Genomic DNA, 20,935 nt, shown 5'->3' on the forward strand with positions numbered 1-20,935 from the left:
CCTCGTAGCCCGTAGCTCGTAGCCCGTAGCCAATAATTATCTATTTATCTGATTTGTATTCGTAGTTGTAGTAGCCATAATAGCCGTAGGCATTACTGGCTTTTTTTACTACACCGTTAAATACAACGCCTTTTACGTCTATTCCGTTTTGCTCAAATCGGTTACGTGTTAGCTCTATTTCACGAAGGTGGTTTTGCCCAAAGCGTGTAACCAATAATGTAGTGCCACTGTGCGCACTTACTATTGCGGGGTCGGTTACCGCTAATATAGGTGGTGTATCTATAATTATTAGGTCGTATTCGGCGCTTACTTCTTCTATAAACTGGCTAAAGTTACTGTGCATTAACAGCTCTGATGGGTTTGGTGGTATTTGCCCGCGGGTAATTACATTTAACCCCTCAACCTTTGTTGGTTTAGTTACTTGCGCTAAGTTTAAGCGGCCCGATAGGTAATCACTTAAGCCATTATCCCACTTAAGACCAAACTGTGTTTGCAAATACCCTTTGCGCATGTCGGCATCAACTATAAGTACTTTTTTACCACTTTGTGCAAGTACAGTAGCCAAGTTTACCGATATAAACGATTTACCCACACTTGGGCTTGGGCCCGATATAGCAATAATGTTGTTTTTGGCTTCCATCATCGCAAAATGCAAGCTGGTACGTAAGCTGCGTAGCGCCTCTATAGATAAATCGGCGGGGTTATCTAACGCCAATATACTCTTAGGTTTGTTCACTTTGTTTTTACGGGCACGCTCAGCAAAACCACTTAATTTATTTTGATAGTCTGAATAAGGCACACTAGCATAAACAGGTAGGCCTAGCGCTTCAATTTCATTTGGGTCTTCTACTCCACGGTGCATGGCTTTTTGTATTAACACAATGGCGACTGCTAAAAACCCGCCTAATAATGTTGCAACTACAGCTATTAGAGCTTTTTTAGGTTTAACTGGTTCGGTGGTGTCTACCGCTGCTACATCTACCACGCGTACATTACCTACTGTACCCGCACGAACTATATCTAGCTCTTGCGTTTTACCAAGCAATAGCATGTAAATTTCGTTGCCTACCTCTACGTCGCGGGTTAAGCGTAGCAACTCTTGCTGGGTTTCTGGTAGGTTGCTTACTTTTGATGTGAGCTGCTGTTTTTCTTCTTGTACTGCTTGTATTTGTTTAACAATACCTTGGTATGCAGGATGTTCGCGTTTAAATTTACGGCTTAATTCTAAACGTTTTAGTTCTAGCTCTTGTAAGGTGGTATCAAGCTCTACTATTTGCTCTAAAACGCCTTGGGTTTCAAGGGTTATGTTTATAGATTTACGTTGTTTTTGGTAGTCATTAAAGCGCTGCTCTGATTGCTCTAGCTGTTTTTTAACCTCAGGCAATTGCACCTCTAAAAAATCGAGCGACTTTTTAGCTTCTGCGCTGTTGCGCTCTACATTACGGCGAACATAAATTTGCGATACTTTGTTAAGCACTTTTTCTGCATGAGTTGAATTTTTGTGCTCGTACGCTAGGGTAATTATACCTGAGTCTTTGCCTTTTTCGCTTGCCGATATTTCCTGCTGAAGCTCAACTACGGTGCGGTAACGGTTATTTTTTACAAGTGTAAAGGTAGTGCCTGGGCGAGCATTTAAACTGCGTATTGTTAAATTATAAAAGCCACTTTGCTCATCTTGTCCAACAGTGCCGGTTAGCACTGTTTCACCGTCGGGGTTAACAAGCTTATAGTGGTTATTTTTTTCAGTAACTAGTTCAAACTCTTCGCCTTCAAGCGCTTTTGGCACATCGAATCTAAATACATTTATGCTTTCGCCGCCCCATGCATAGCTACTAGCCCCTAATAACGGGTTAGCTAACTCGTTAGGTTGCTCTGCTACAAAACCACGGTAAATTTTACCGCCAATAACAGGAAATAATTTAGGCTCTGCAATTATATTTAGCTTTAGTGTATCTACCGCTTCACCAATTACGCTGCGCGATTTAAGTAGCTCTATTTCGGTTACGGCTTCGCTTGAGCTTTCAAACATTCCGGCCATGTCGTCTAGACCCGGTACTGAGGGGCTGCTTTCTTCTACTTGAATTAACGCTGTTGCTTTATATATTGGTGTGCTTAATATAGCCACTGCAACACCAATAATTGCAAACACTGCGGTAAATAAAATTATAAAGTATTTACGGTCGAGTAGCGTGCCAAATAGGGCAAGAAGATCTATTTCTTGTTCGGTAGATTTATTTTGGTTATTGGTTGGTGCTGTAGTCTTAGGGGTCATTTACTGTGCCAATCCTTATAAATACTTTTGCCAAGCGCTACATGCGCTCTCAATTAATGCGTATACATGCTCAAATGCTTCAGCACTTTGACGATAGGGATCTGGGATTTCGGTGTTATTAATCCATTTTCCTAATAAAAAAGTTTTACCACGTGCTTCGGGGTAACGAGCGTGTAAATCTTTTAAGTGGCGCTCTTCCATTACTAAAATAACGCTATTTTGCGCAACTAAAGCCGACGTTAATTGACGCCCTTGATGGGCATCCATATTTATACCATTTGCTAACGCTATTTGTTTTGCTAGGGGGTCGGCTGGCTTGCCCTCTAATGCGGTTAAACCAGCAGATGATACGTTAATATTTTTCCCTTCAAGCTTATGCTTTAAAACGTATTCACCGGTTGGACTGCGGCATATGTTACCCGCGCAAACAACTAAAACTGAATCAAACATTACTTCACCTTTAGTTTGACGAAATGTCGTCTATACTATCGATAGATGATACCGATGGTAGCAATAAGCTTATAACACGATTCCAACGAGCCAGTGGTGCGGAGGTTACGTAAACAATGTCGTGAGGTTGCAGCTCAAATTGCTCGGCTAAAACCATTGCAGCTATATTTTTTGCATGTAGTTGGTATACGTTTGCTATTACACCTGTTTTTTCTATGTCACTTTTACGCAGTACAAATACACCATTTGCATCAGCTGTATTTTCGTTTAAACCGCCTGTGTCACTTAATGCTTGTGCTAAGTTTAAACCATAGCGATTTAGTGTGACTGAGCCTGCGCGCTTTACATCACCTAAAACGTAGACCTTTTGTGCATCATTGCGATTCACATGCACTATGTCGCCGTGTTGTAATAAACGGTTTTGTGATATATCTCCATGCGCATAAAAGTCATCAAGCTCAATGACTTCTGTTTTATCGCCACGAGTAAAAGTGACACTGCGCCAGTCGGCTGCACTTGTTAAGCCGCCGGCTTGGTTAAGAGCATCAATAAGCGTAAGCGGCACCTCTGTTACTGGGTACACGCCCGGCTGTTTGACCTCTCCTGTTACATAGGCTTTTTGGCTTCTAAAGCCGACTATTTTTATATCTACTTGAGGGTCTTCTATTACTCGGCTTAAGCGGCTTACTAAATCGTCTCGTACTTCACTAACTGTTCTGCCCGCTGCTGGTATATTTGGTGCATAGGCATAAGTTATAGTGCCATCTTCTTGTACTCTAAAACCGTCAAACTCAGCAGTTCGTTGAACTGCTGCTGGGATTGTAAGCTCAGGATGATCCCACACGCCAATTGTTAATACATCACCTACACCTAGTTTGTATTGGTAATTACTAGTATCAACACCAGCATAACTTGATATTGGTTTAGCCGCACTGCGAGATTGCTTTTGCTGTTGGACTAAAGAGGAATCAATAATTTGAATATTTACTTTTTCGAGATCTTGCTCAAGATTTTGAGTTTCCTCACCTGGCGAGATCCCCTTAAAGTGACTACCTGGAACTATTGTACAGCCTGTTGCTGCTAGCATTACGAGAGAAGTTACGAGTGATTTACAGCTTGACGCCATTGTAGAATCCCAAAATTATTTTAAATATTGCACTTGCTCACCAACCTTGGTGAGTACTTATTTTTTTAGCGGTGTAATTAAAGCATGAGGGGTGATAACGCGCAAGCGCGAATCATTTTATGCTTATTAATTTAAAGGCCAAATTAAAAAGCCAACGCGTTGGTAAAAGTGCAAAAAAAGCAATTTAAATACACCAGCTGAGTAACAACGAGTTTACCCCGTGTTTACTCTTGTTAAGTTTACACGACATAAAGTCGCTGCTACAACTACTGTGGGCTTCGCCCATTACGCCAGCAAGCTGCGCGTATACGAGCTAAACACGGAAAAACATTCGCTAAGCTAGTAGCTGTGAGTTTACCTCGCGTTTGGCCTTATTAATTTTGTCGCGGTATAAAAATGTAAAAGCGTTGCTTTTATTACGCCAGCAAGCTGCGCGTCTACAAGCTTGTCTAGCCCTTCGGGCACGCTTCCGCCCCTAGGTTGCAGTTCCTACGTACTGATATTTACTTAATTTTTGCGATATAAAGGCGCAACTACGCTTTAACCTTTTGCCTTTAACTTTTAACCTTTACTGCCTAATATCATTGTTATCTACGCTCATTTCTACTTGTTTATTAAGTAGATTAATTAGCAAAATACTGCGCATATCACCGTCTAGCTCTTTGTAAATTGCTTTAATATTATTAAATGAACAGTTATTTACGCTAACTACATCACCCGCTTTTGGAATAGTAGAATCGTCAGTTTGTAAACGCTCACTTTTAAGCTGTTCTATTAGGGCTGTAGGTACAATTTGATAATTTGCCCCATAAGATACAAAGCCGCTAATTCCGCGCGTATTTTTTACCGCAGAAAAGTGACCGTTTTGTGACTCAAGACAAACAAATAGGTAGTTAGGGAATAGAGCTGACTGTTTAACGGTACGTCGACCTTTAACCAGTTTCTCGGTGGTTAGCTTGGGGTAAAACACTTCAATCCCTTGATTAAGTAAGTTGGTGGCTGCTCGCTCTTCTTGCCGAGGCTTACACGTAACTAAATACCAACTTTCCATAGCAATCCTTACTACAAATACAATTGCAAAAAACACAACGTTAAATTCAATAACGCGTAATTATAAACAATTTAAGCGCATTAAGTAAATAGGTGTTTATTGTAAATATTTACTAACCTTGTTAATTGTAATAGTGAAGTTTGTTGTAACAATTACGCGTTTTGTCGCTAAAATTAAAACTTAAATCGCTCTTTGAATATTAGTGCCAGCATAAAGCCGCTGCTACAGCTATTGTGGGCTTCGCCCATTACGCCAGCATGTTGCGTGTCTACAAGCCATAAACTAATAAGAGTAAAATATATCTAGTAGCTACGAGTTGACCTCGCGATAGCTCTACAAATTTTTACGCGGCATAAAGCCGCTGCTACAACATACCTAAACTTTGCTTAAATAACTGTTTGACTCTACTTTTAACTTTATCTTTAAAAAACTAAATATAGATACCCTATGCAAATACTTCACCACGGAGCGGTAAATGGCGTGACTGGATCGTGCCACGAATTAGTTATTAATAGTATAAACAGCGTACTAGTAGATTGTGGGCTTTTTCAGGGGGAAGACTCAAAGGATGATTTATCAATAGAATTTGATATTGCGCACATTTCCGCGCTTATTGTTACCCATTGCCACATTGACCACGTTGGGCGCATTCCTTATTTATTAGCAGCCGGTTTTAAGGGGCCTATTTATACTACGCCTGCCTCGGCTAGTTTGCTGCCATTAGTGATTGAAGATGCATTAAAAGTAGGTGTTACCCGCAATACGAAAATTATAAATGCGTGCTTAAGTTTACTAAATAAGCAGATAGTAGCGGTTAATTTTAATACTTGGTTTGAGCTGCCTTGCGCCAACCAGCAAATAGCTAAAGCGCGGTTTCAGCGTGCTGGACATATATTAGGTTCAGCCTATGTAGAAATAGATATTGGCATTAATACAAAGAATAATAAAAGCCATAGAGTTGTGTTTTCGGGCGATTTAGGGGTGCCCTACACGCCGCTATTACCGGCTCCAAAACCTCCTTATAAGGCCGACACATTAGTTATAGAGTCAACCTACGGTAATAAAAATCATCAAGGCCGTAAAGAGCGCACCCAAACACTAAAAAATGTAATTGAACGCGCAGTAGCAGATAACGGCGTAGTGTTAGTGCCGGCATTTAGTATTGGCCGCACACAAGAGCTACTTTACGAGCTAGAGCAGCTAATACATCAATCAGCTAAAGGATCGCCTTGGCGGAGTATTCATGTAATTTTAGACTCCCCCATGGCTGCCAATTTTACCGAGCAATATATTAAGTTTAAACACTTATGGGATGCAGAGGCTAAGCGCAAAGTAGCCAAAGGCCGCCACCCGCTAGACTTTGAAAACCTAACCACCGTTGATACCCATAGCGAGCATAACGCTATTATTAATTATTTAGCCTCGCGCCAAACTCCCGCAATTATTTTAGCTGCCAGCGGTATGTGCACTGGCGGGCGGATAGTTAATTACCTTGAGCGCTTTTTACCAGACAAAACAACCGATGTATTGTTTGTTGGCTACCAAGGCCGCGGCACGCTGGGGCGCGATATACAAAAATATGGCCCCCGCAATGGGTATATTTTTATAAACGATACACGCATTACAATTAACGCACAGGTGCATACCATTAGCGGTTACAGCGCACATGCCGATCAAAATGGATTAGTTAAATTTGTAACCGGCATGCGTAAAAAGCCAAGCCATATAAAAATTATACACGGCGATGAAGATGCAAAGCGGGCATTAGCAAGTAAGTATAAAGAGGTATTAGGTAGTGACGTAAAAATTGAGATAGGTAAGGGATAAATACAGAGCTTATTCAAAAATATGTATAAATACCTGCGTAGGCGTGAAGCTTGCTCACGCAATTTGGTAAATATGTAAAAGCTACGCTTTTAATGCGCCAGTAAGTAAGGTGTCTATAACACAATAAAGATATACCGAACGTAAAGGTACATTTATGCGTTAGGTTAGCTCAAACAAATAGGCTGCAAATTATTAAACTATTGCAGCCTAGCCATTTTAAGAGCCGCTTACGTTAGGTAAAGCGGTAACATTGGTTTGGCTATTTTGCTTTTCTTGCCAGTTAAGGTCACATATACCATCCGTTGGCGAAAATGCGGTAGGCGCTTGAAGTAATAGCTTACGTATTAAAATATGATCAGATTCATCACATGCGTTTTTGAGATTTCCTAAGAATGGCTCAAGCTCATCCCATGGCATTTTTATTTCTTGTGCACTTAAAATTCTTGGATGATCTGTGCCAATAACATTGTCGCCAATAAGCAGCTCTTCAAAAAGTTTTTCGCCTGGGCGCAAACCTGTACATTTTATTTCTATGTCGCCGTTTGGGCGTTTTTCGTGCTTAACTTCAAGCCCCGATAAGTGAACCATTTTAGTTGCTAGGTCTTTAATTTTAACTGGCTCACCCATATCAAGCACAAATACATCGCTACCTACCCCCATAGCACCAGCTTGAATAACAAGCTGAGCAGCTTCAGGTATGGTCATAAAGTAGCGTGTAATATCTTGGTGCGTCAGCGTTATTGGGCCACCCGCTTTAATTTGCTTTCTGAACAGTGGTACAACAGAACCAGACGACCCTAATACATTACCAAAACGTACCATTGTAAAACGTGTGGTATTTTGAACCTCAGACAACCCTTGAAGCACAAGTTCTGCCATGCGCTTTGTCGTCCCCATAATATTTGTAGGTCGTACGGCTTTATCGGTTGATATTAAAACAAATGTGTCTACCTTTGCGTTTATTGCCGCCGTGGCTACATTGTAAGTACCGTAAATATTATTGCGAACACCTTCAACTACGTTGTGCTCTACTAATGGAACATGCTTATATGCAGCTGCATGATAAACAGTTTGTACATTAAAGGTAGAGAATGTTGATTCAACCAGTTTTTTATTTTGTATTGAGCCTAAAATAGGCAGTACTTCTATGCTTAAGTTATTTACAGTGCAGTACTCTGATAGTTCTTTTTCTATCGCGTATAAAGCAAACTCAGAAAGTTCAAAAAGTACTATTTTTGTAGGATTATTTTTAACTATTTGTCTGCATAACTCAGAGCCGATTGAGCCACCCGCCCCTGTTACCATGACTACTTTGTGTTCTATATTTGCCGACATTAGATCTTGACGAGGCTGTACAGAGTCTCTACCTAACAGGTCGTCTATCTCAACATCTTTAACTTCGTCGAGGTTAGTAGTACCCGATACAATATCTGCCATTCCAGGAATGGTCATAACCTGTAATTTGAACTTTTCTATTGAGTTTAGTACTTCCTTTCGACGGCTTCTAGAAGTACTTGGCAGGGCAAGTAAAATTTTATTCGCACATTTTTGCTTTGCTATTTCAGCTATTTGAGAAGGCGGATGAACGCACACCCCCTGAATTAACGATAAATGCTTTTTAGGATCGTCATCAATAAAGGCAACTGGTGAGTACTCTGGACCATTAGCTAAGGCAGTTGCAAGTTGACGCCCCGCCGAACCCGCGCCATATATAATAACCCCTTCTTTACGGCGCATTGTTATTTGCCCAACAACTGCACGAACGGTAAGCCTAGCTCCGCCTACAAATAAAATACAAAAACTTGCGTATATAAATGGCACTGTACGTGGTACAGGCGCACTTAAAAAGAAAGATAGAACAGTTAAGTAAACTGTAGAAAGTACAACACCTGCAATAATGGCCCACATAGCTTGGGTGTTCATATAACGAAGTACTGCCCTATATAAGCCAAGCTTTACAAAGCTAAGTAAGCTTAACGGTAGTACTGTTGCCAGCAGTATCCATGTGTGTGTATTTTTTAAAACAGCGGTGCTGTCAAGCCTAAGCAAAAAGGCAAGCCAAAAAGCTACAATAATAAAAATGCTATCTACAAAAAGCGATACGACTCTTTTTTGAGGGCGAGGCAAGTTAACTAAAAATTTTAAAAACACAATATATTTCCCTGAAGCTAGCAGCGATACTGCCATTCTATTAGTTGCAATTTTACTACACGATGAACGACTGTTGTACTTAATAATTAAAGACTATATGCAAAATATTAAATAGTCTTTATGTATTTAGTTACTTTTTGTAAATTTGTGCGTGTAATTTAGCTATTTTACTCTATCACCACTGCCGCTTCCTGTGACGGTTTGAAGTATATAAGTAAAGTAGTGTTTTAAACTAAGTGTGGCAATCATTCTTGCATCAGTTTCAGCTAGCAGCTGTGGAGTAGACATATCTATTTCGTTTACTTGCGCTAAACCAGTAATTCCAGGGCGTACATCGTAGATACCTTTAGCATCACGAGCTTGAGTAAGTTCTTCTTGGTTAAATAACCCAGGGCGTGGCCCAACTAAGCTCATTTCACCTTTAAGTACGTTCCAAAGCTGTGGTAGTTCATCTAATTTAGTTTTACGTAAAAAGCCCCCAAATGGAGTAATAGATGCTGTACTTGCTAAGTGACTTGCGACCGAGGCTGTATCTACCGTCATTGTTCTAAATTTAACTAAAGTAAACGGTTTTTTATTACGACCAACGCGCTCTTGAATAAAAAGCGGCGAGCCGGTATCAAATAGGCCAATGACATATAAAATGAATAAAAATGGCATCGTAAGTATTAAACCTACTAAAGAAAACAAAATGTCGAGTATTCGGATCATCAATTAACCTATTTAATTTTTTGCAGATAATTTAAAGCCATCTTCAACTGAATATGGAGGTGTCCATTTTAACGTATCTTTTGTATGCGTAATATCTACTTGTAGAGATCCTACTAAACGATCAACTACGCTTTTTTTACCTAATATTGAGCCGGCAATTGAAAATAACGTTGGCGGTACTGGGAGCGCTAGATTTGACTTGCCCTGTACCTTAGCCATTAATTGTACCATTTCTGCAGTGGAAAGGTCATGGTCATCACTAACCAAAAACACTTGATTTGTAGCATTTGGATGCTCAATACACACTTCTATGAGATCAACTAAGTTATAAACAGAAACTAAGCTTCGCTTATTTTTATTTATCGCTCTAAAAGGTAAAGGAAACCCTTTATTGACTAAACTCATTAAAGAAGCAAAGTTAGCCTTTACTCCTTTACCGTAAACTAACGGAGGCCTTATTATGACTATTTCCATACCTGTTCTTTTTCCTAAAGCTAGTAGCTTTTGCTCTGCCTCTGCTTTAGATATTCCATATGGTTCTTCTGGAGAATTTTCTTGTTCGGTGAAGGGCTCACGTCCTGTTGTGCTCTCCCCATTGACTTTTATCGTACTTATAAATATGAACCGCTTAACACCAGCCTCTGCTGCCTGAGTAGCTAAATTTAACGTCCCTTGTGTATTTACAGCCCTAAACGAATCAATAGGATTTTTTGTTTTTTCATTCATAACATGAACCCGAGCTGCTAAATGGATTAGCACATCGTTAGAGCGGAGTATCGAAGAGTAGTCAGTCTTCATATCAATAGTAGCACGCAAATGATTATCCGAAGTCTTACCTTTGCGCCCTATCGTTTTAACTGTATATTTTGCACCTAAAGATTTAACCAAGGCTCGTCCAACAAAGCCTGTTGAACCTGTAATTATTAAATTAGACATTACTTTTAGGTCTTTTGATGAGTTCTAACACTTTAAATGGGAGCTTAAAGAGCAAAATTAATATATTTGTATAAATTCCGTTTTCTTTACACGCTTTGACGATTTCTTTATTTAATGTAATTGAACTTTTAATACCTGATGTACTAACCCCACCATCGCGCATTCTAACCAATGTACTGTTGATATGCTTGAAGCGAGCATCGTGTACAAGTAGAAAACGGATAAATATTTCGTAGTCAGCTGATATTTTATAATCTATTTTATAAAGCCCATATTTATCATATAAGTCTTTTTTTATAAATGATGCAGGATGAGGAGGCATCCAACCAAATTTTAACTTCCATGCTTTGAAGTTAGGAAGGGAGTAAAATCGTGTAATATGGTTTAAATTTTCCGGTTTTACAAATACTAAGTTTCCAAATACAACATCTATACTTGCTTCAAAAGCTGCTACGACTTGAGATATTGACTCGTTGGTCTCATAAAAGTCATCCGAGTTTAAAATACCTACTATTTCACCTGAGGCATTTTTTATACCTTTATTCATCGCATCGTATATACCATGATCTGGCTCACTAATAACCTTACTTAATTTATTTTTATACTTATCGATAATATTAAGGGTATCATCAGTTGAGCCGCCATCTACGACTATATACTCTATATTGTCATGCGATTGAGATAAAACGGACTGGATTGTGTGTTCAATTGTAGCGGCACTATTGTAACAAACGGTTACTATAGAAACTTTCATTATTTTATGCTCTTTATATATTTAAAAGTACTCTCAACTAAAGTCATTGCCATTTTATCAGTAACACTTTCGCTATAACAACGAAGTTCAGGTGCATTGCCCGAAGGCCTTAAATGCACTATATCATTACTCTCTAACGTAATACGCAGTCCATCCGTAGTGTCTACCGCTGTGTGTGCCGGCAAATTAAGGTTGCTTATAAATCGCGCTACATCACTCGTTATCTCTTCCAACAATGCTTTACTTCTTGCTATTGGAAACGCTTTTAAACGGTCACTCGCTGTAAAACGCTGGGGTAAATCTTTTAATAAGCTTGAAATACTTTGTGGCTGTATTAATAGCATAAATGCAGGTAATAATGCATCACGTGTTGGTAAGGCGCTGAGCGGCTTGCCATTTAAAGTAATATTACTTCCGAGCAAGTACCCGCCGTTAGCCTCAAATCCTGCTAAGCTTTCATACACTTTATGCAAATCAGCAAATTCCGCTATAACGTAAGGGGAGCCAATTTTGGTGCGCGTAACATGTTTAAAATACCCCGACTTCTCTATAGCTGTATTACAACTAACAGGTACAGCTAATGCGTCAATATTTAATAATTTGCTGCAAAGTAAACCCAGAATATCCCCTCGCAGCCACTCACCGCTCTCATCTGCCACTAACGGTCGGTCACCATCACCATCTGTTGAAAATATCGCATCAAAACCATGCGCTTTTGACCAGTCACGGGCTTTTTGCTTGTCTTCATCTGATACGGCTTCGGTGTCTATAGGTACAAAGGTATCACTTCTTTCTAAGGTCGTTACTTCTGCCCCTAGGCTTTCAAATAATGATCTATATATATCACGCCCCGCACTTGAGTGTTCATATATACCTATCTTTTTACCCGCGAGAGCATCGCCACTAAATAGCGCTGCATAACGGCTTATATACGCCTGTTCTGCGGCATTACTCACAGTTAACGCTGATAACTCACTCAGCGGCATAAAAGGCGCATCATTATGTAAAATAGCCTGCTCATCTTCTTTGGTTATTTCACCATCCGGACGGTAAAATTTTAGGCCATTGCGGTCAAAAGGAATGTGGCTGCCTGTAATCATTATACACGGCATCGCATCTTGCATCGCTTTATAAGCCAACGCCGGGGTCGGTATCACACCATAATAAACGGTATTAATATTAAGTTGCTTTAACCCTTGCGCGCAGGCTTGCGCCATAGCGTAACTACTTGGCCGGTTGTCTATCGCCAGTGCAACGGTGTTAAAACTAAATTCATTATCAATTGATTTTACAAACGCGATGGCAAATGCAGCACATACATCTGGCGTAAAGTCATTAACTAAACCTCGTGCCCCACTGGTACCAAAAGCAATGCCACTCTTTGAAATCACCTCTGAGCTAACTAATTTTTTATTCATTGTATTTCCAAATAAAGTCATGCTTATTATTTACCACCAAGAGCACTTAGATACTGCGCGATACACAGAGGAGAAACTTGTATTACTAACAGCACCTTTTCTTCTCTGTGTATCTGTGGTGAACTAATCGGTGTTGCTACACCTCTAAGCAAGCTATAGTTTTATCTTTTTATATTGTTAATTATTTTACGCGTCCATAGCGGTCTTCTAAACGCACTATATCGTCTTCACCAAGATAGGAGCCTGATTGCACTTCAATCAATTCTAAATCAACTTTACCTGGGTTTTCTAAAGCATGAACCGCGGTGATAGGAATATAAACCGACTCGTTCTCTGTTACATACTGCTCTGTATCGTCAATTTGTACTTTGGCCGTGCCCGATACAACAATCCAGTGCTCTGCACGGTGGTGATGCATTTGCACAGACAATTTTGCTCCTGGCTTTACTGTGATACGCTTAACTTGAAAACGCTCACCATTATCAACAGAGTCATACTTACCCCAAGGACGGTAGACCTCTCTGTGTAGCGTAGCTTCTGAACGTTGTTCATCTTTTAATTGTTGTACTATTGCTTTTACATGCTGTGACTTATCTTTGTGGGCAACGAGTACCGCATCTTTGGTGTTTACTATGACCAAATTATCAACGCCAACGGTAGCAACTAATTTATCTTCGCCAAACACCAAGGTGTTTTTTGTATCAACTGCTTTTACGTCACCTTTAAACGCATTACCCTTTTCATCTTGTGCTGATACTTCCCACAAGGCAGCAAAACCACCCACATCACTCCAGCCTGCATCCATAGGCACAACAACAGCATCTTTAGTATGCTCCATTACTGCATAATCTATCGACTCGTCTGGGCATGCTTCAAACGCCGCTTTATCTACACGCACAAAATCCATATCATCATTTTGTACTTGCATCGCTTTTTTACACGCAGCATATATATCTGGGCGGAATGCTTTTAGCTCGTCTAGGTAACGGCTTGCTTTAAACAAAAACATGCCGCTATTCCAGTAGTAATCACCGCTTTTAATATAGTCTTGTGCTGTAGCTTCATTCGGCTTTTCTACAAAACGCTCTACCACAAATCCAGTCTGGTACTGCTCACCGCGCTTAATATAGCCATAACCTGTTTCCGGTTTATTACCCACAATGCCAAAGGTCACTAACTTACCCTGCTCAGCAAGCGTTGCCGCTTGGTTAACGCTTTGCTGAAAAGTACTCGTATCATTAATAACATGGTCTGCAGCAAGGACAAGTAACAACGGGTCTTCGCCGTTTTCTAATGCTTTGAAAGCAGACAGCGCAATGGCTGGGGCTGTATTACGCCCTACGGGCTCTAAAAATATACCACTGTGCCCAACACCTAATTGACGTACTTGCTCTGCCGCTATAAAACGATGCTCTTCATTGCAAATTAGCATAGCCTGTGAATAGTCTAATCCATCTAAGCGATTTAACGTACTTTGCAGCATCGTATAATCACCGCTTAAGGTTAAAAATTGCTTAGGGTAATTACCGCGCGAGAGCGGCCATAAACGCGTGCCTGAGCCACCCGCCATTATTACTGGTAAAATCATCTTAAATTCCTTTTGAGTCTATTGCTTGAAGGTACCATTTTGTGTGTTTGTGTACTTCATTACTTTCTAACAGTGCCTCTATAGCCAGCCAGCTGTAATTACTATGTTGCTGAGCAATCGGTAAACTGTTCAACTCATTTTTGTTTGTTTTTAAAATATATGCTATTGCTACATAGTGAGTATTTATACTTTCATTGAATACACAGTCTGTATAAAAATGGTCATAGGGACCTAATAGACTCGCATTTTCAATTAAGTACTCGGTACCTAATTCTTCAAGTGTTAAACGTTTAAACGCATCAGCTAATGCTTCATTTTTTAATATTCGCCCACCAGGCACAAACCAAAAGCCCTTTGCTGGACGATTCAGACGCTGACCAAGTAACACTTCATTTTTTTCGTTTATAACTACTAAGTCAATTGATACCAAGGGGGTACTATCAATAACGGTTGTAAATATTTGCTTTTCTAAAAACATATTACTTTCTAAAGTTATCTTGATTTAGTAAAAACCATGCATATGTTTGGCGTAAACCTTCTTCTAAGCTAATTGAATACTCCCAGCCTAAGGATTTTAAACGAGATACATCCATTAATTTTCGAGGTGCACCGTCAGGTTTAGTGCTATCAAACTCAATCTCACCTTCAAATTCAACAACTTGAGCAACAGTTTCAACTAGTTCTCGAATTGTGCAATCCACTCCCGTACCCACATTTATATGACTAAGCATATTTTGTGTATTTGCTTTATAAAGTCCGTCGCTTAGATTCATTACATGAATTGACGCCGCAGCCATATCATCTACGTGCAAAAACTCGCGCATTGGCTTCCCCGACCCCCAAGCAACCACTTTGTTGTTCCCCGCTAATTTAGCTTCATGAAAACGACGCAGTAATGCAGGTATAACGTGTGAGTTTTCTGGATGAAAATTATCATTTTCTCCATATAAGTTTGTTGGCATTACAGAGCGGTAATTACGCCCATACTGTCGGTTATATGACTCACACATTTTAATGCCGGCAATTTTTGCAATGGCGTACGGTTCGTTGGTCGGCTCTAAAGTTGCAGTTAGTAGTGCATCCTCTTTCATAGGTTGCTCTGCAAGTTTTGGATATATACACGAGGAACCTAAAAAGAGTAGATCATTAACACCTGCTAAGTGTGCGCTGTGAATAATATTATTTTGAATCGTAAGGTTTTCATATATGAATTCAGCAGGATACGTATTGTTTGCAACAATGCCACCTACTTTTGCTGCGGCTAAATAAACCTGATCGATATTATTTTTATCAAAGAAATCAAATACGTCCGCTTGGCTTAATAAATTCAGCTCTGCTCTTGAGCGCGTAATAACTTCTGCATTGCTTAAAGATTTTAGCTGCCTAACAATAGCACTGCCAACCATGCCATTATGCCCTGCAACAAATATACGTTGTTTGTTCATTATTCAATCCATAATAAAACCCAGCTAAGCTTGCTGGGTTAATAAGTTAATAATTAAAAACAGAGATCACTCTACAGAGACATTTACATCATAGCCATGCGACTTTAATATGGCGTGCTGCTTTGCTTTAGCGAGATCATTTTGCACCATCTCGGCACACATTTCTTCGACAGTAATTTCCGGAACCCAACCTAGCTTTTCTTTCGCTTTTGATGGATCACCTAATAGCGTCTCAACTTCTGCTGGTCGGAAGTAGCGAGGATCTACGCGTACGATGACATCACCCACGCTTAATGCATGTGCATTATCACCGTCAATCGCAGTCACAGTGGCAATCTCATCAACTCCTTCACCTTTAAACGCTAAGGTAATTCCTAACTCTTTTGCGGATAAAGTGACAAACTCACGCACTGAAATTTGTTTACCTGTCGCAATGACAAAATCCTCTGGTTTATCTTGTTGCAACATCATCCACTGCATACGAACGTAGTCTTTTGCATGTCCCCAATCGCGAAGTGCATCCATGTTGCCAAGGTATAAGCACTTTTCTAAACCTTGAGATATATTAGCTAAAGCGCGAGTAATTTTTCGTGTTACGAATGTTTCACCACGGCGAGGCGATTCATGGTTAAACAAAATACCGTTACAAGCATACATCCCGTATGACTCACGATAGTTAACAGCAATCCAGTACGCGTACATTTTAGCTACAGCGTAAGGAGAGCGAGGGTGGAAAGGAGTTGTTTCTTTTTGAGGTATCTCCTGTACTTCACCATAGAGCTCAGAGGTAGATGCTTGATAGAACTTAGTTTTCTTTTCTAAACCTAAGAAACGGATAGCCTCAAGCAGTCGTAAAGTACCCATTGCATCTACATCAGCAGTATACTCTGGTGCTTCAAAGGATACGGCCACATGGCTCTGTGCTCCTAAGTTATACACTTCATCTGGTTGCACTTCTTTTAAAATACGCGTTAAATTTGAAGTATCGGTTAAGTCGCCATAATGTAAAAAGAATTTAGGATTTACTTCGTGGATATCCTGATAGATATGGTCAACACGCTCAGTATTAAAGCTAGAAGCACGGCGTTTAATACCATGCACTTCATAACCTTTTTCAAGTAAAAACTCTGCTAAATAAGATCCATCTTGACCTGTAACACCAGTAATTAAGGCCTTTTTCATAAACTAACTCCAATAATTTCAAAAATTCTATTTACATACTGCTCTTGAGAAAAATGTGTATGAGCATACCCAATATTCTCTTGAGATACTTTTTCTATTTCACGCTGATTTACAAGCATATAATTTAAAGCTTTAATAATTTCTTCTACCGAAATGGTATTTAAGACAAAGCCATTTTCTAAATGTTTAACAAACTCAGAAATATATCCGGCTTTACTTGTCAGTAAGTATCGACCAGCAGCCAAGCCTTCAATTAGAACTATTGGCTGTGCTTCTGTTGGGTAATAGCTGGGTAATGCTACCACATTGCACCATTCGAATAACTTATTCTTTTCTTCACCTTTTACAATACCGCAATACTCAATATTGTGACTGAGTGACGCTTCTATTTTTTCTTGCATTTGATACTTAGTGAGCTCACCATCAGTCAAATATGCCCCAGCAATTTTTAAATCTATAAGATGCTGTTTCATATTTAATTTTTTCACCGCTTCAGTTAGCTCAATAATACCTTTTGTTTGCATTAAATTAGACAAAAAAAGAATTTTCAGTGGGCTGTGCACTATGTTATTACTGAAATTAGATATTTCTTCAGAAAAACAGTTCCCAACAACTTCAACGTTTATATGCTTATACATCGAAAACTGAGTATTCATTGGCTGAGATAATACAATAGCTGTAGTGACCTTTCCATACCCTAAATCAGCAAGGGCTCTCCAACTTCTAGGTAATGCTTCAATAAAGCTTTTGAAGTCAGAGCCATGCAAATGCACTACAACTTTTGATCCAAATAAATTTGCTAACAAGAAAACGTAGGTATCTCTTAGGAGACCAAACCTTGTTCGACTGTTTGTTAAATATATAGTTTCGGGCCTAAACCTAATAAATAAATATATTAATTTAAAAAAATAAATTACAAACCCTAGCAATTTGGCAAAAGTAGAAGCGCCAGTACTGTTAAAACAATAATGTACATTATTTTGTTCACAATATTCAGAGTCTAATAAATACTTAAATGCGACAGATTGTCCTGTAATGAATTCGGGATCTGGGCCAACTAATAAAATGCTACTTTTCAAAAAAACTCCGCTCTAAATAATCACTGCCGTTAAGCTTTAATTCGTAACAGCTTTTTCCATACAACTGGGTTCAAAAAGTAATTTTTTAATAAACCACTAAGTCCAAAATGTAGAAAGATAGCTCTAAACTTTTCTTTACGCTTCGTCGAAGATATCTTAGAACTAACCCCGCCGCCTTCAAAAACCGCAATCGGTAGGTCAATTTGTTTAAATGCCCCCTTGCCAAAATCTTTATAGAAGCGAGCTAGCAATTCAAAATCACCAAATATTTTGTAACTTTCATCGTAAAAAGATTTATCACTGAAAAACATTGATTGATGACAGCTAAATAATTCTCCAGAACTTAAAATAACAGGTTCTTTTTTGGATTTTTCTAACTTTCTTTCTTTGTTAAATTTATGCCCATAAATAACTTTATATTCTGAGTTCGAAAATTCCTTTTTGCTTATCGCAAGCTTTAACGTATCGTTAAAGGCAAACTCATCACCAGCATTTATAAAGATTATCCATTGCCCTTGACTTAACTTTATACCTTTATTCATCGCATTATAAATACCCGTATCAGGCTCTGAGATAAATTTATTTGTGACACTCTGCTTTTGCCACTCGGCTAAAAAGTCCCTGGTACCATCACTTGACAAACCATCAACTATAATATGCTCAAAATCAGTAAATGTTTGCGATTGTATTGTTTTGCATGTTCTTTTTAAACCATCTAGATCATTAAATGTGATAGTTATAACTGATACTTTCAATTAAAAGCTCCTAGGCTTAAACTTTATAAAAGACTGTAAAGTTCTTCGTATCTTTTGGATATATTTTCATACGACCAACTTTCTAAAGCATGTTTTCTAGCTGCAATGGATAAATTTTCTCTATTTTGATAAACCCAAATTATCCCTTCAGCAAAGTCTAAAGGGTCATATGGCTTAGCCAAGTAGCCTGTCTTCTTTTGTACAACTACATCTTTCAACCCTGAAGTATCAAAACAAACAACAGGTACTCCACATGCTTGAGCTTCACTGCCTGTTTGGCCAAATGCTTCTAGCCTCGACGGAACTAGCATGACATCCATAGCATTGTAAGCTGCCGCAATAGCAATCTCATTACTTAAATGACCTGTAGAATAGCAATCAAAGCCCGCTATAGAGTTTTGCTTATCATCAGCACCGAATATTAAAAAAACAGTATTTTTCGGTCCAATATCAACAGCTATTTCATTTAACTTTGTTAAGGCTGACTCCAATAAATCGAAACCTTTTCTACTATCTGTTTTAGCAGATAGAGCTCCAAAACCTATTACAATCTTATTTTGAGGAATACCGATAAGTTCCCTCATAGCTTTTTTATCTAAAGGCTTATAAATATCTAAATCTAAAGGGTTTGCTATAGTTGAAAATGAAGCAGGGGTATTTTTAAATAACTCACTGTTTTTAGCACATTCAGTTAGCCAATTACTTGGAGTTACTATTGTAATTTTTTTATTACCCCACGCCCTCACCTTTCTCTGCCAAACTAATTTATTTATATCAATGCCTTCATTAGCTTTAGGTGAAGTATTGTTATAACCTTTTAAATACCGAACACTTTGAGTGTCATCAACATAATGCTCTGCACCACAAAAAGCCCACATATCATGCAATGTCAACACTAAACTTTGTTTTATTTTACCAATTTGTTCTATTGATATACTTTCATCATTTACCCAATGAATATTAACTATATCCGGGGATTGGCTTTCAACTAAGCTCTTCAAACCGCCAGAAAACCAATTAATTGAATGATAATTCTGATTTGATGTTTTTTGCAAAGAGACAATTTTACGCGAAATTTTATATTTTAAAAAACTCACTAAACGAAAAGCAAAACTATTATTAGTAATAATATCGCTATCTGGCTGATTTTTTTTTGAAACTACCATTCTAATGTCTAAACTCAAAGAGTGATTTTTTAATGCACTAAAAAAGCGAAATGTTGCCTTTGCAGCTCCACCTGCCGAATCTGAGCTAGAGACTAAAACGACTTTTTTCATGAGATAAGCCTCCACGCCTTCCTAAAGGCTCTAATAATTAAACTGGGGTAGTTCTTTTTATAGAATCTTTTTATAGCCTTAACTGCAGTTACGTTTTCTTGTGTTAGTTTTTTAGGCCATTCGTTAGGGCTACTTTGAGCTAATGGAGAAGTAAAAATATCCCAATTACCACAGTTTTCACCACTGCCATCATTTCCTATGTTTTGTATATATGTCTTAGTAGGGTTAACACATAACCCGTTGTTCTTATATATAGTGGCATACCAAAAAATAGCCCACGTATTTAACCTACCATCTAAGTTAGCTTCGACTTGTTTCCAAAAATTGTGGGTATTATCTAAGTTGAACTTGCTTATATCTTCTTTTGTAAAATTACTTACCAAAGATTGTGGGTTTTTCTCAAAAAATTGCCAGTTTTCAGCCCAAGTAGCCCAGCCCCAGCAATTCATTGTACGCCAAGCAAATGTATCTTCACTTATTCCAAAGTCGATCGGATGGGTCCATCCAGAGATGTGCCAAATAGACTCATTACTTTTATATTCAGTTAAAGCATCATTCATAAATGTTAAAAAGTACTTAGAAGTCACCAAATCATCTTCAAGAACAATAACCTTCCCGTGCTTATTAATGACTTCACTTACACCAGACATGATATTTTTCGCAAGACCGAAGTTCTCGGTCCTAGCTTCAATATGAATTTCTTTAAAGCCACAATTCACTTTATTAACAATATCTACAACAGACTCATAATCAGCTCTGTGCTCTGCTTTTTTAGGAAAGTCTAAAAAAACATATAACTCTGTCTTCTCAGCTAAAAAATTATCTCTTAAAGCATTTAATGTTCGTAATGTATGATCTGGCCTAGCGTAAGCAAATAACACTACTGGTGCGTAACTTCTCTCTATATTCATAA

The 20,935-nt window shown here is 38.8% G+C and carries 18 protein-coding genes; 1 reads left to right on the forward strand and 17 read right to left on the reverse strand.

Annotated elements, in window-relative coordinates; genetic code table 11:
• Positions 1–40: 40 nt before the first annotated feature.
• The 4 genes from AN390_RS10795 to rfaH all read right to left on the reverse strand — a co-directional run bounded on the left by AN390_RS10795 (position 41) and on the right by rfaH (position 4,899).
• Positions 41–2,272: a polysaccharide biosynthesis tyrosine autokinase gene (locus AN390_RS10795; protein WP_055254483.1), complete on the reverse strand. Its 2,232-nt coding sequence runs from the start codon at positions 2,270–2,272 to the stop codon at positions 41–43.
• Between the two features lie 15 nt (positions 2,273–2,287).
• Positions 2,288–2,722: a low molecular weight protein-tyrosine-phosphatase gene (locus AN390_RS10800; RefSeq protein WP_055254485.1), complete on the reverse strand. Its 435-nt coding sequence runs from the start codon at positions 2,720–2,722 to the stop codon at positions 2,288–2,290.
• Positions 2,723–2,732: 10 nt separating this feature from the next.
• Positions 2,733–3,848, reverse strand: a complete 1,116-nt coding sequence (locus AN390_RS10805; RefSeq protein WP_055254487.1) for a polysaccharide export protein — start codon at positions 3,846–3,848, stop codon at positions 2,733–2,735.
• Positions 3,849–4,416: 568 nt separating this feature from the next.
• The gene (rfaH, locus tag AN390_RS10810) at positions 4,417–4,899 is read right to left on the reverse strand and encodes a transcription/translation regulatory transformer protein RfaH (protein WP_055254489.1); all 483 of its coding nucleotides are present in this window, start codon (positions 4,897–4,899) and stop codon (positions 4,417–4,419) included.
• A 447-nt stretch (positions 4,900–5,346) separates the two neighbouring features.
• Between rfaH and AN390_RS10815 the strand changes: the two genes are divergently transcribed.
• Positions 5,347–6,726: an MBL fold metallo-hydrolase RNA specificity domain-containing protein gene (locus AN390_RS10815; RefSeq protein ID WP_055254491.1), complete on the forward strand. Its 1,380-nt coding sequence runs from the start codon at positions 5,347–5,349 to the stop codon at positions 6,724–6,726.
• Between the two features lie 216 nt (positions 6,727–6,942).
• Here AN390_RS10815 and AN390_RS10820 read toward each other — a convergent pair whose 3' ends face one another.
• The 13 genes from AN390_RS10820 to AN390_RS10880 form a co-directional block, all read right to left on the reverse strand.
• A complete protein-coding gene (locus tag AN390_RS10820) occupies positions 6,943–8,877 on the reverse strand; it encodes a nucleoside-diphosphate sugar epimerase/dehydratase (protein ID WP_095206765.1) in 1,935 nt (644 codons plus the stop codon).
• Between the two features lie 162 nt (positions 8,878–9,039).
• Positions 9,040–9,588, reverse strand: a complete 549-nt coding sequence (locus tag AN390_RS10825; protein ID WP_095206760.1) for a sugar transferase — start codon at positions 9,586–9,588, stop codon at positions 9,040–9,042.
• Between the two features lie 12 nt (positions 9,589–9,600).
• Positions 9,601–10,524, reverse strand: a complete 924-nt coding sequence (locus tag AN390_RS10830) for an SDR family oxidoreductase (protein WP_055254497.1) — start codon at positions 10,522–10,524, stop codon at positions 9,601–9,603.
• Positions 10,517–11,278 carry a glycosyltransferase family 2 protein gene (locus tag AN390_RS10835; protein WP_055254499.1) on the reverse strand — a complete coding sequence of 254 codons (762 nt, stop codon included), beginning with the start codon at positions 11,276–11,278 and terminating at the stop codon, positions 10,517–10,519. Before AN390_RS10835 ends, AN390_RS10830 begins: the two co-directional genes overlap by 8 nt.
• Positions 11,278–12,696, reverse strand: coding sequence for a phosphomannomutase (locus tag AN390_RS10840; protein WP_055254501.1), 1,419 nt, complete (start codon positions 12,694–12,696; stop codon positions 11,278–11,280). Before AN390_RS10840 ends, AN390_RS10835 begins: the two co-directional genes overlap by 1 nt.
• A gap of 181 nt (positions 12,697–12,877) precedes the next feature.
• The gene (locus AN390_RS10845) at positions 12,878–14,284 is read right to left on the reverse strand and encodes a mannose-1-phosphate guanylyltransferase/mannose-6-phosphate isomerase (protein ID WP_055254503.1); all 1,407 of its coding nucleotides are present in this window, start codon (positions 14,282–14,284) and stop codon (positions 12,878–12,880) included.
• A 1-nt stretch (position 14,285) separates the two neighbouring features.
• Positions 14,286–14,762 carry a GDP-mannose mannosyl hydrolase gene (locus AN390_RS10850; protein ID WP_055254505.1) on the reverse strand — a complete coding sequence of 159 codons (477 nt, stop codon included), beginning with the start codon at positions 14,760–14,762 and terminating at the stop codon, positions 14,286–14,288.
• 1 nt (position 14,763) lies between these two features.
• Complete coding sequence (locus AN390_RS10855) at positions 14,764–15,729, reverse strand: GDP-L-fucose synthase (RefSeq protein ID WP_055254507.1); 966 nt, start codon at positions 15,727–15,729, stop codon at positions 14,764–14,766.
• A gap of 66 nt (positions 15,730–15,795) precedes the next feature.
• Positions 15,796–16,911, reverse strand: coding sequence for a GDP-mannose 4,6-dehydratase (gene gmd / locus AN390_RS10860; protein WP_055254509.1), 1,116 nt, complete (start codon positions 16,909–16,911; stop codon positions 15,796–15,798).
• Positions 16,908–17,990, reverse strand: coding sequence for a glycosyltransferase family 4 protein (locus tag AN390_RS10865; RefSeq protein ID WP_157686044.1), 1,083 nt, complete (start codon positions 17,988–17,990; stop codon positions 16,908–16,910). The genes gmd and AN390_RS10865 overlap by 4 nt, the downstream gene beginning before the upstream one ends.
• Positions 17,991–18,019: 29 nt before the next feature.
• Complete coding sequence (locus tag AN390_RS10870) at positions 18,020–18,745, reverse strand: glycosyltransferase family 2 protein (RefSeq protein ID WP_055254512.1); 726 nt, start codon at positions 18,743–18,745, stop codon at positions 18,020–18,022.
• A gap of 23 nt (positions 18,746–18,768) precedes the next feature.
• On the reverse strand, positions 18,769–20,022 hold the full coding sequence (locus AN390_RS10875) for a glycosyltransferase (RefSeq protein ID WP_055254514.1): 1,254 nt from the start codon (positions 20,020–20,022) through the stop codon (positions 18,769–18,771).
• Positions 20,019–20,933, reverse strand: coding sequence for a hypothetical protein (locus AN390_RS10880; RefSeq protein WP_055254516.1), 915 nt, complete (start codon positions 20,931–20,933; stop codon positions 20,019–20,021). The genes AN390_RS10875 and AN390_RS10880 overlap by 4 nt, the downstream gene beginning before the upstream one ends.
• Positions 20,934–20,935 lie beyond the last annotated feature (2 nt).

It is taken from the genome of Pseudoalteromonas sp. P1-11 (genome assembly GCF_001399995.1).
GTDB classification, from domain to species: Bacteria; Pseudomonadota; Gammaproteobacteria; order Enterobacterales; family Alteromonadaceae; genus Pseudoalteromonas; species Pseudoalteromonas atlantica.

Excerpts from the sequence above, each read along its gene's own strand:
- AN390_RS10795 (WP_055254483.1), bottom strand. The coding sequence starts at position 2,272 with ATGACCCCTAAGACTACAGCACCAACCAATAACCAAAATAAATCTACC.
- AN390_RS10800 (WP_055254485.1), bottom strand. The coding sequence starts at position 2,722 with ATGTTTGATTCAGTTTTAGTTGTTTGCGCGGGTAACATATGCCGCAGT.
- AN390_RS10805 (WP_055254487.1), bottom strand. The coding sequence starts at position 3,848 with ATGGCGTCAAGCTGTAAATCACTCGTAACTTCTCTCGTAATGCTAGCA.
- rfaH (WP_055254489.1), bottom strand. The coding sequence starts at position 4,899 with ATGGAAAGTTGGTATTTAGTTACGTGTAAGCCTCGGCAAGAAGAGCGA.
- AN390_RS10815 (WP_055254491.1), top strand. The coding sequence starts at position 5,347 with ATGCAAATACTTCACCACGGAGCGGTAAATGGCGTGACTGGATCGTGC.
- AN390_RS10825 (WP_095206760.1), bottom strand. The coding sequence starts at position 9,588 with ATGATCCGAATACTCGACATTTTGTTTTCTTTAGTAGGTTTAATACTT.
- AN390_RS10830 (WP_055254497.1), bottom strand. The coding sequence starts at position 10,524 with ATGTCTAATTTAATAATTACAGGTTCAACAGGCTTTGTTGGACGAGCC.
- AN390_RS10835 (WP_055254499.1), bottom strand. The coding sequence starts at position 11,278 with ATGAAAGTTTCTATAGTAACCGTTTGTTACAATAGTGCCGCTACAATT.
- AN390_RS10840 (WP_055254501.1), bottom strand. The coding sequence starts at position 12,696 with ATGAATAAAAAATTAGTTAGCTCAGAGGTGATTTCAAAGAGTGGCATT.
- AN390_RS10845 (WP_055254503.1), bottom strand. The coding sequence starts at position 14,284 with ATGATTTTACCAGTAATAATGGCGGGTGGCTCAGGCACGCGTTTATGG.
- AN390_RS10850 (WP_055254505.1), bottom strand. The coding sequence starts at position 14,762 with ATGTTTTTAGAAAAGCAAATATTTACAACCGTTATTGATAGTACCCCC.
- AN390_RS10855 (WP_055254507.1), bottom strand. The coding sequence starts at position 15,729 with ATGAACAAACAACGTATATTTGTTGCAGGGCATAATGGCATGGTTGGC.
- gmd (WP_055254509.1), bottom strand. The coding sequence starts at position 16,911 with ATGAAAAAGGCCTTAATTACTGGTGTTACAGGTCAAGATGGATCTTAT.
- AN390_RS10875 (WP_055254514.1), bottom strand. The coding sequence starts at position 20,022 with ATGAAAAAAGTCGTTTTAGTCTCTAGCTCAGATTCGGCAGGTGGAGCT.
- AN390_RS10880 (WP_055254516.1), bottom strand. The coding sequence starts at position 20,933 with ATGAATATAGAGAGAAGTTACGCACCAGTAGTGTTATTTGCTTACGCT.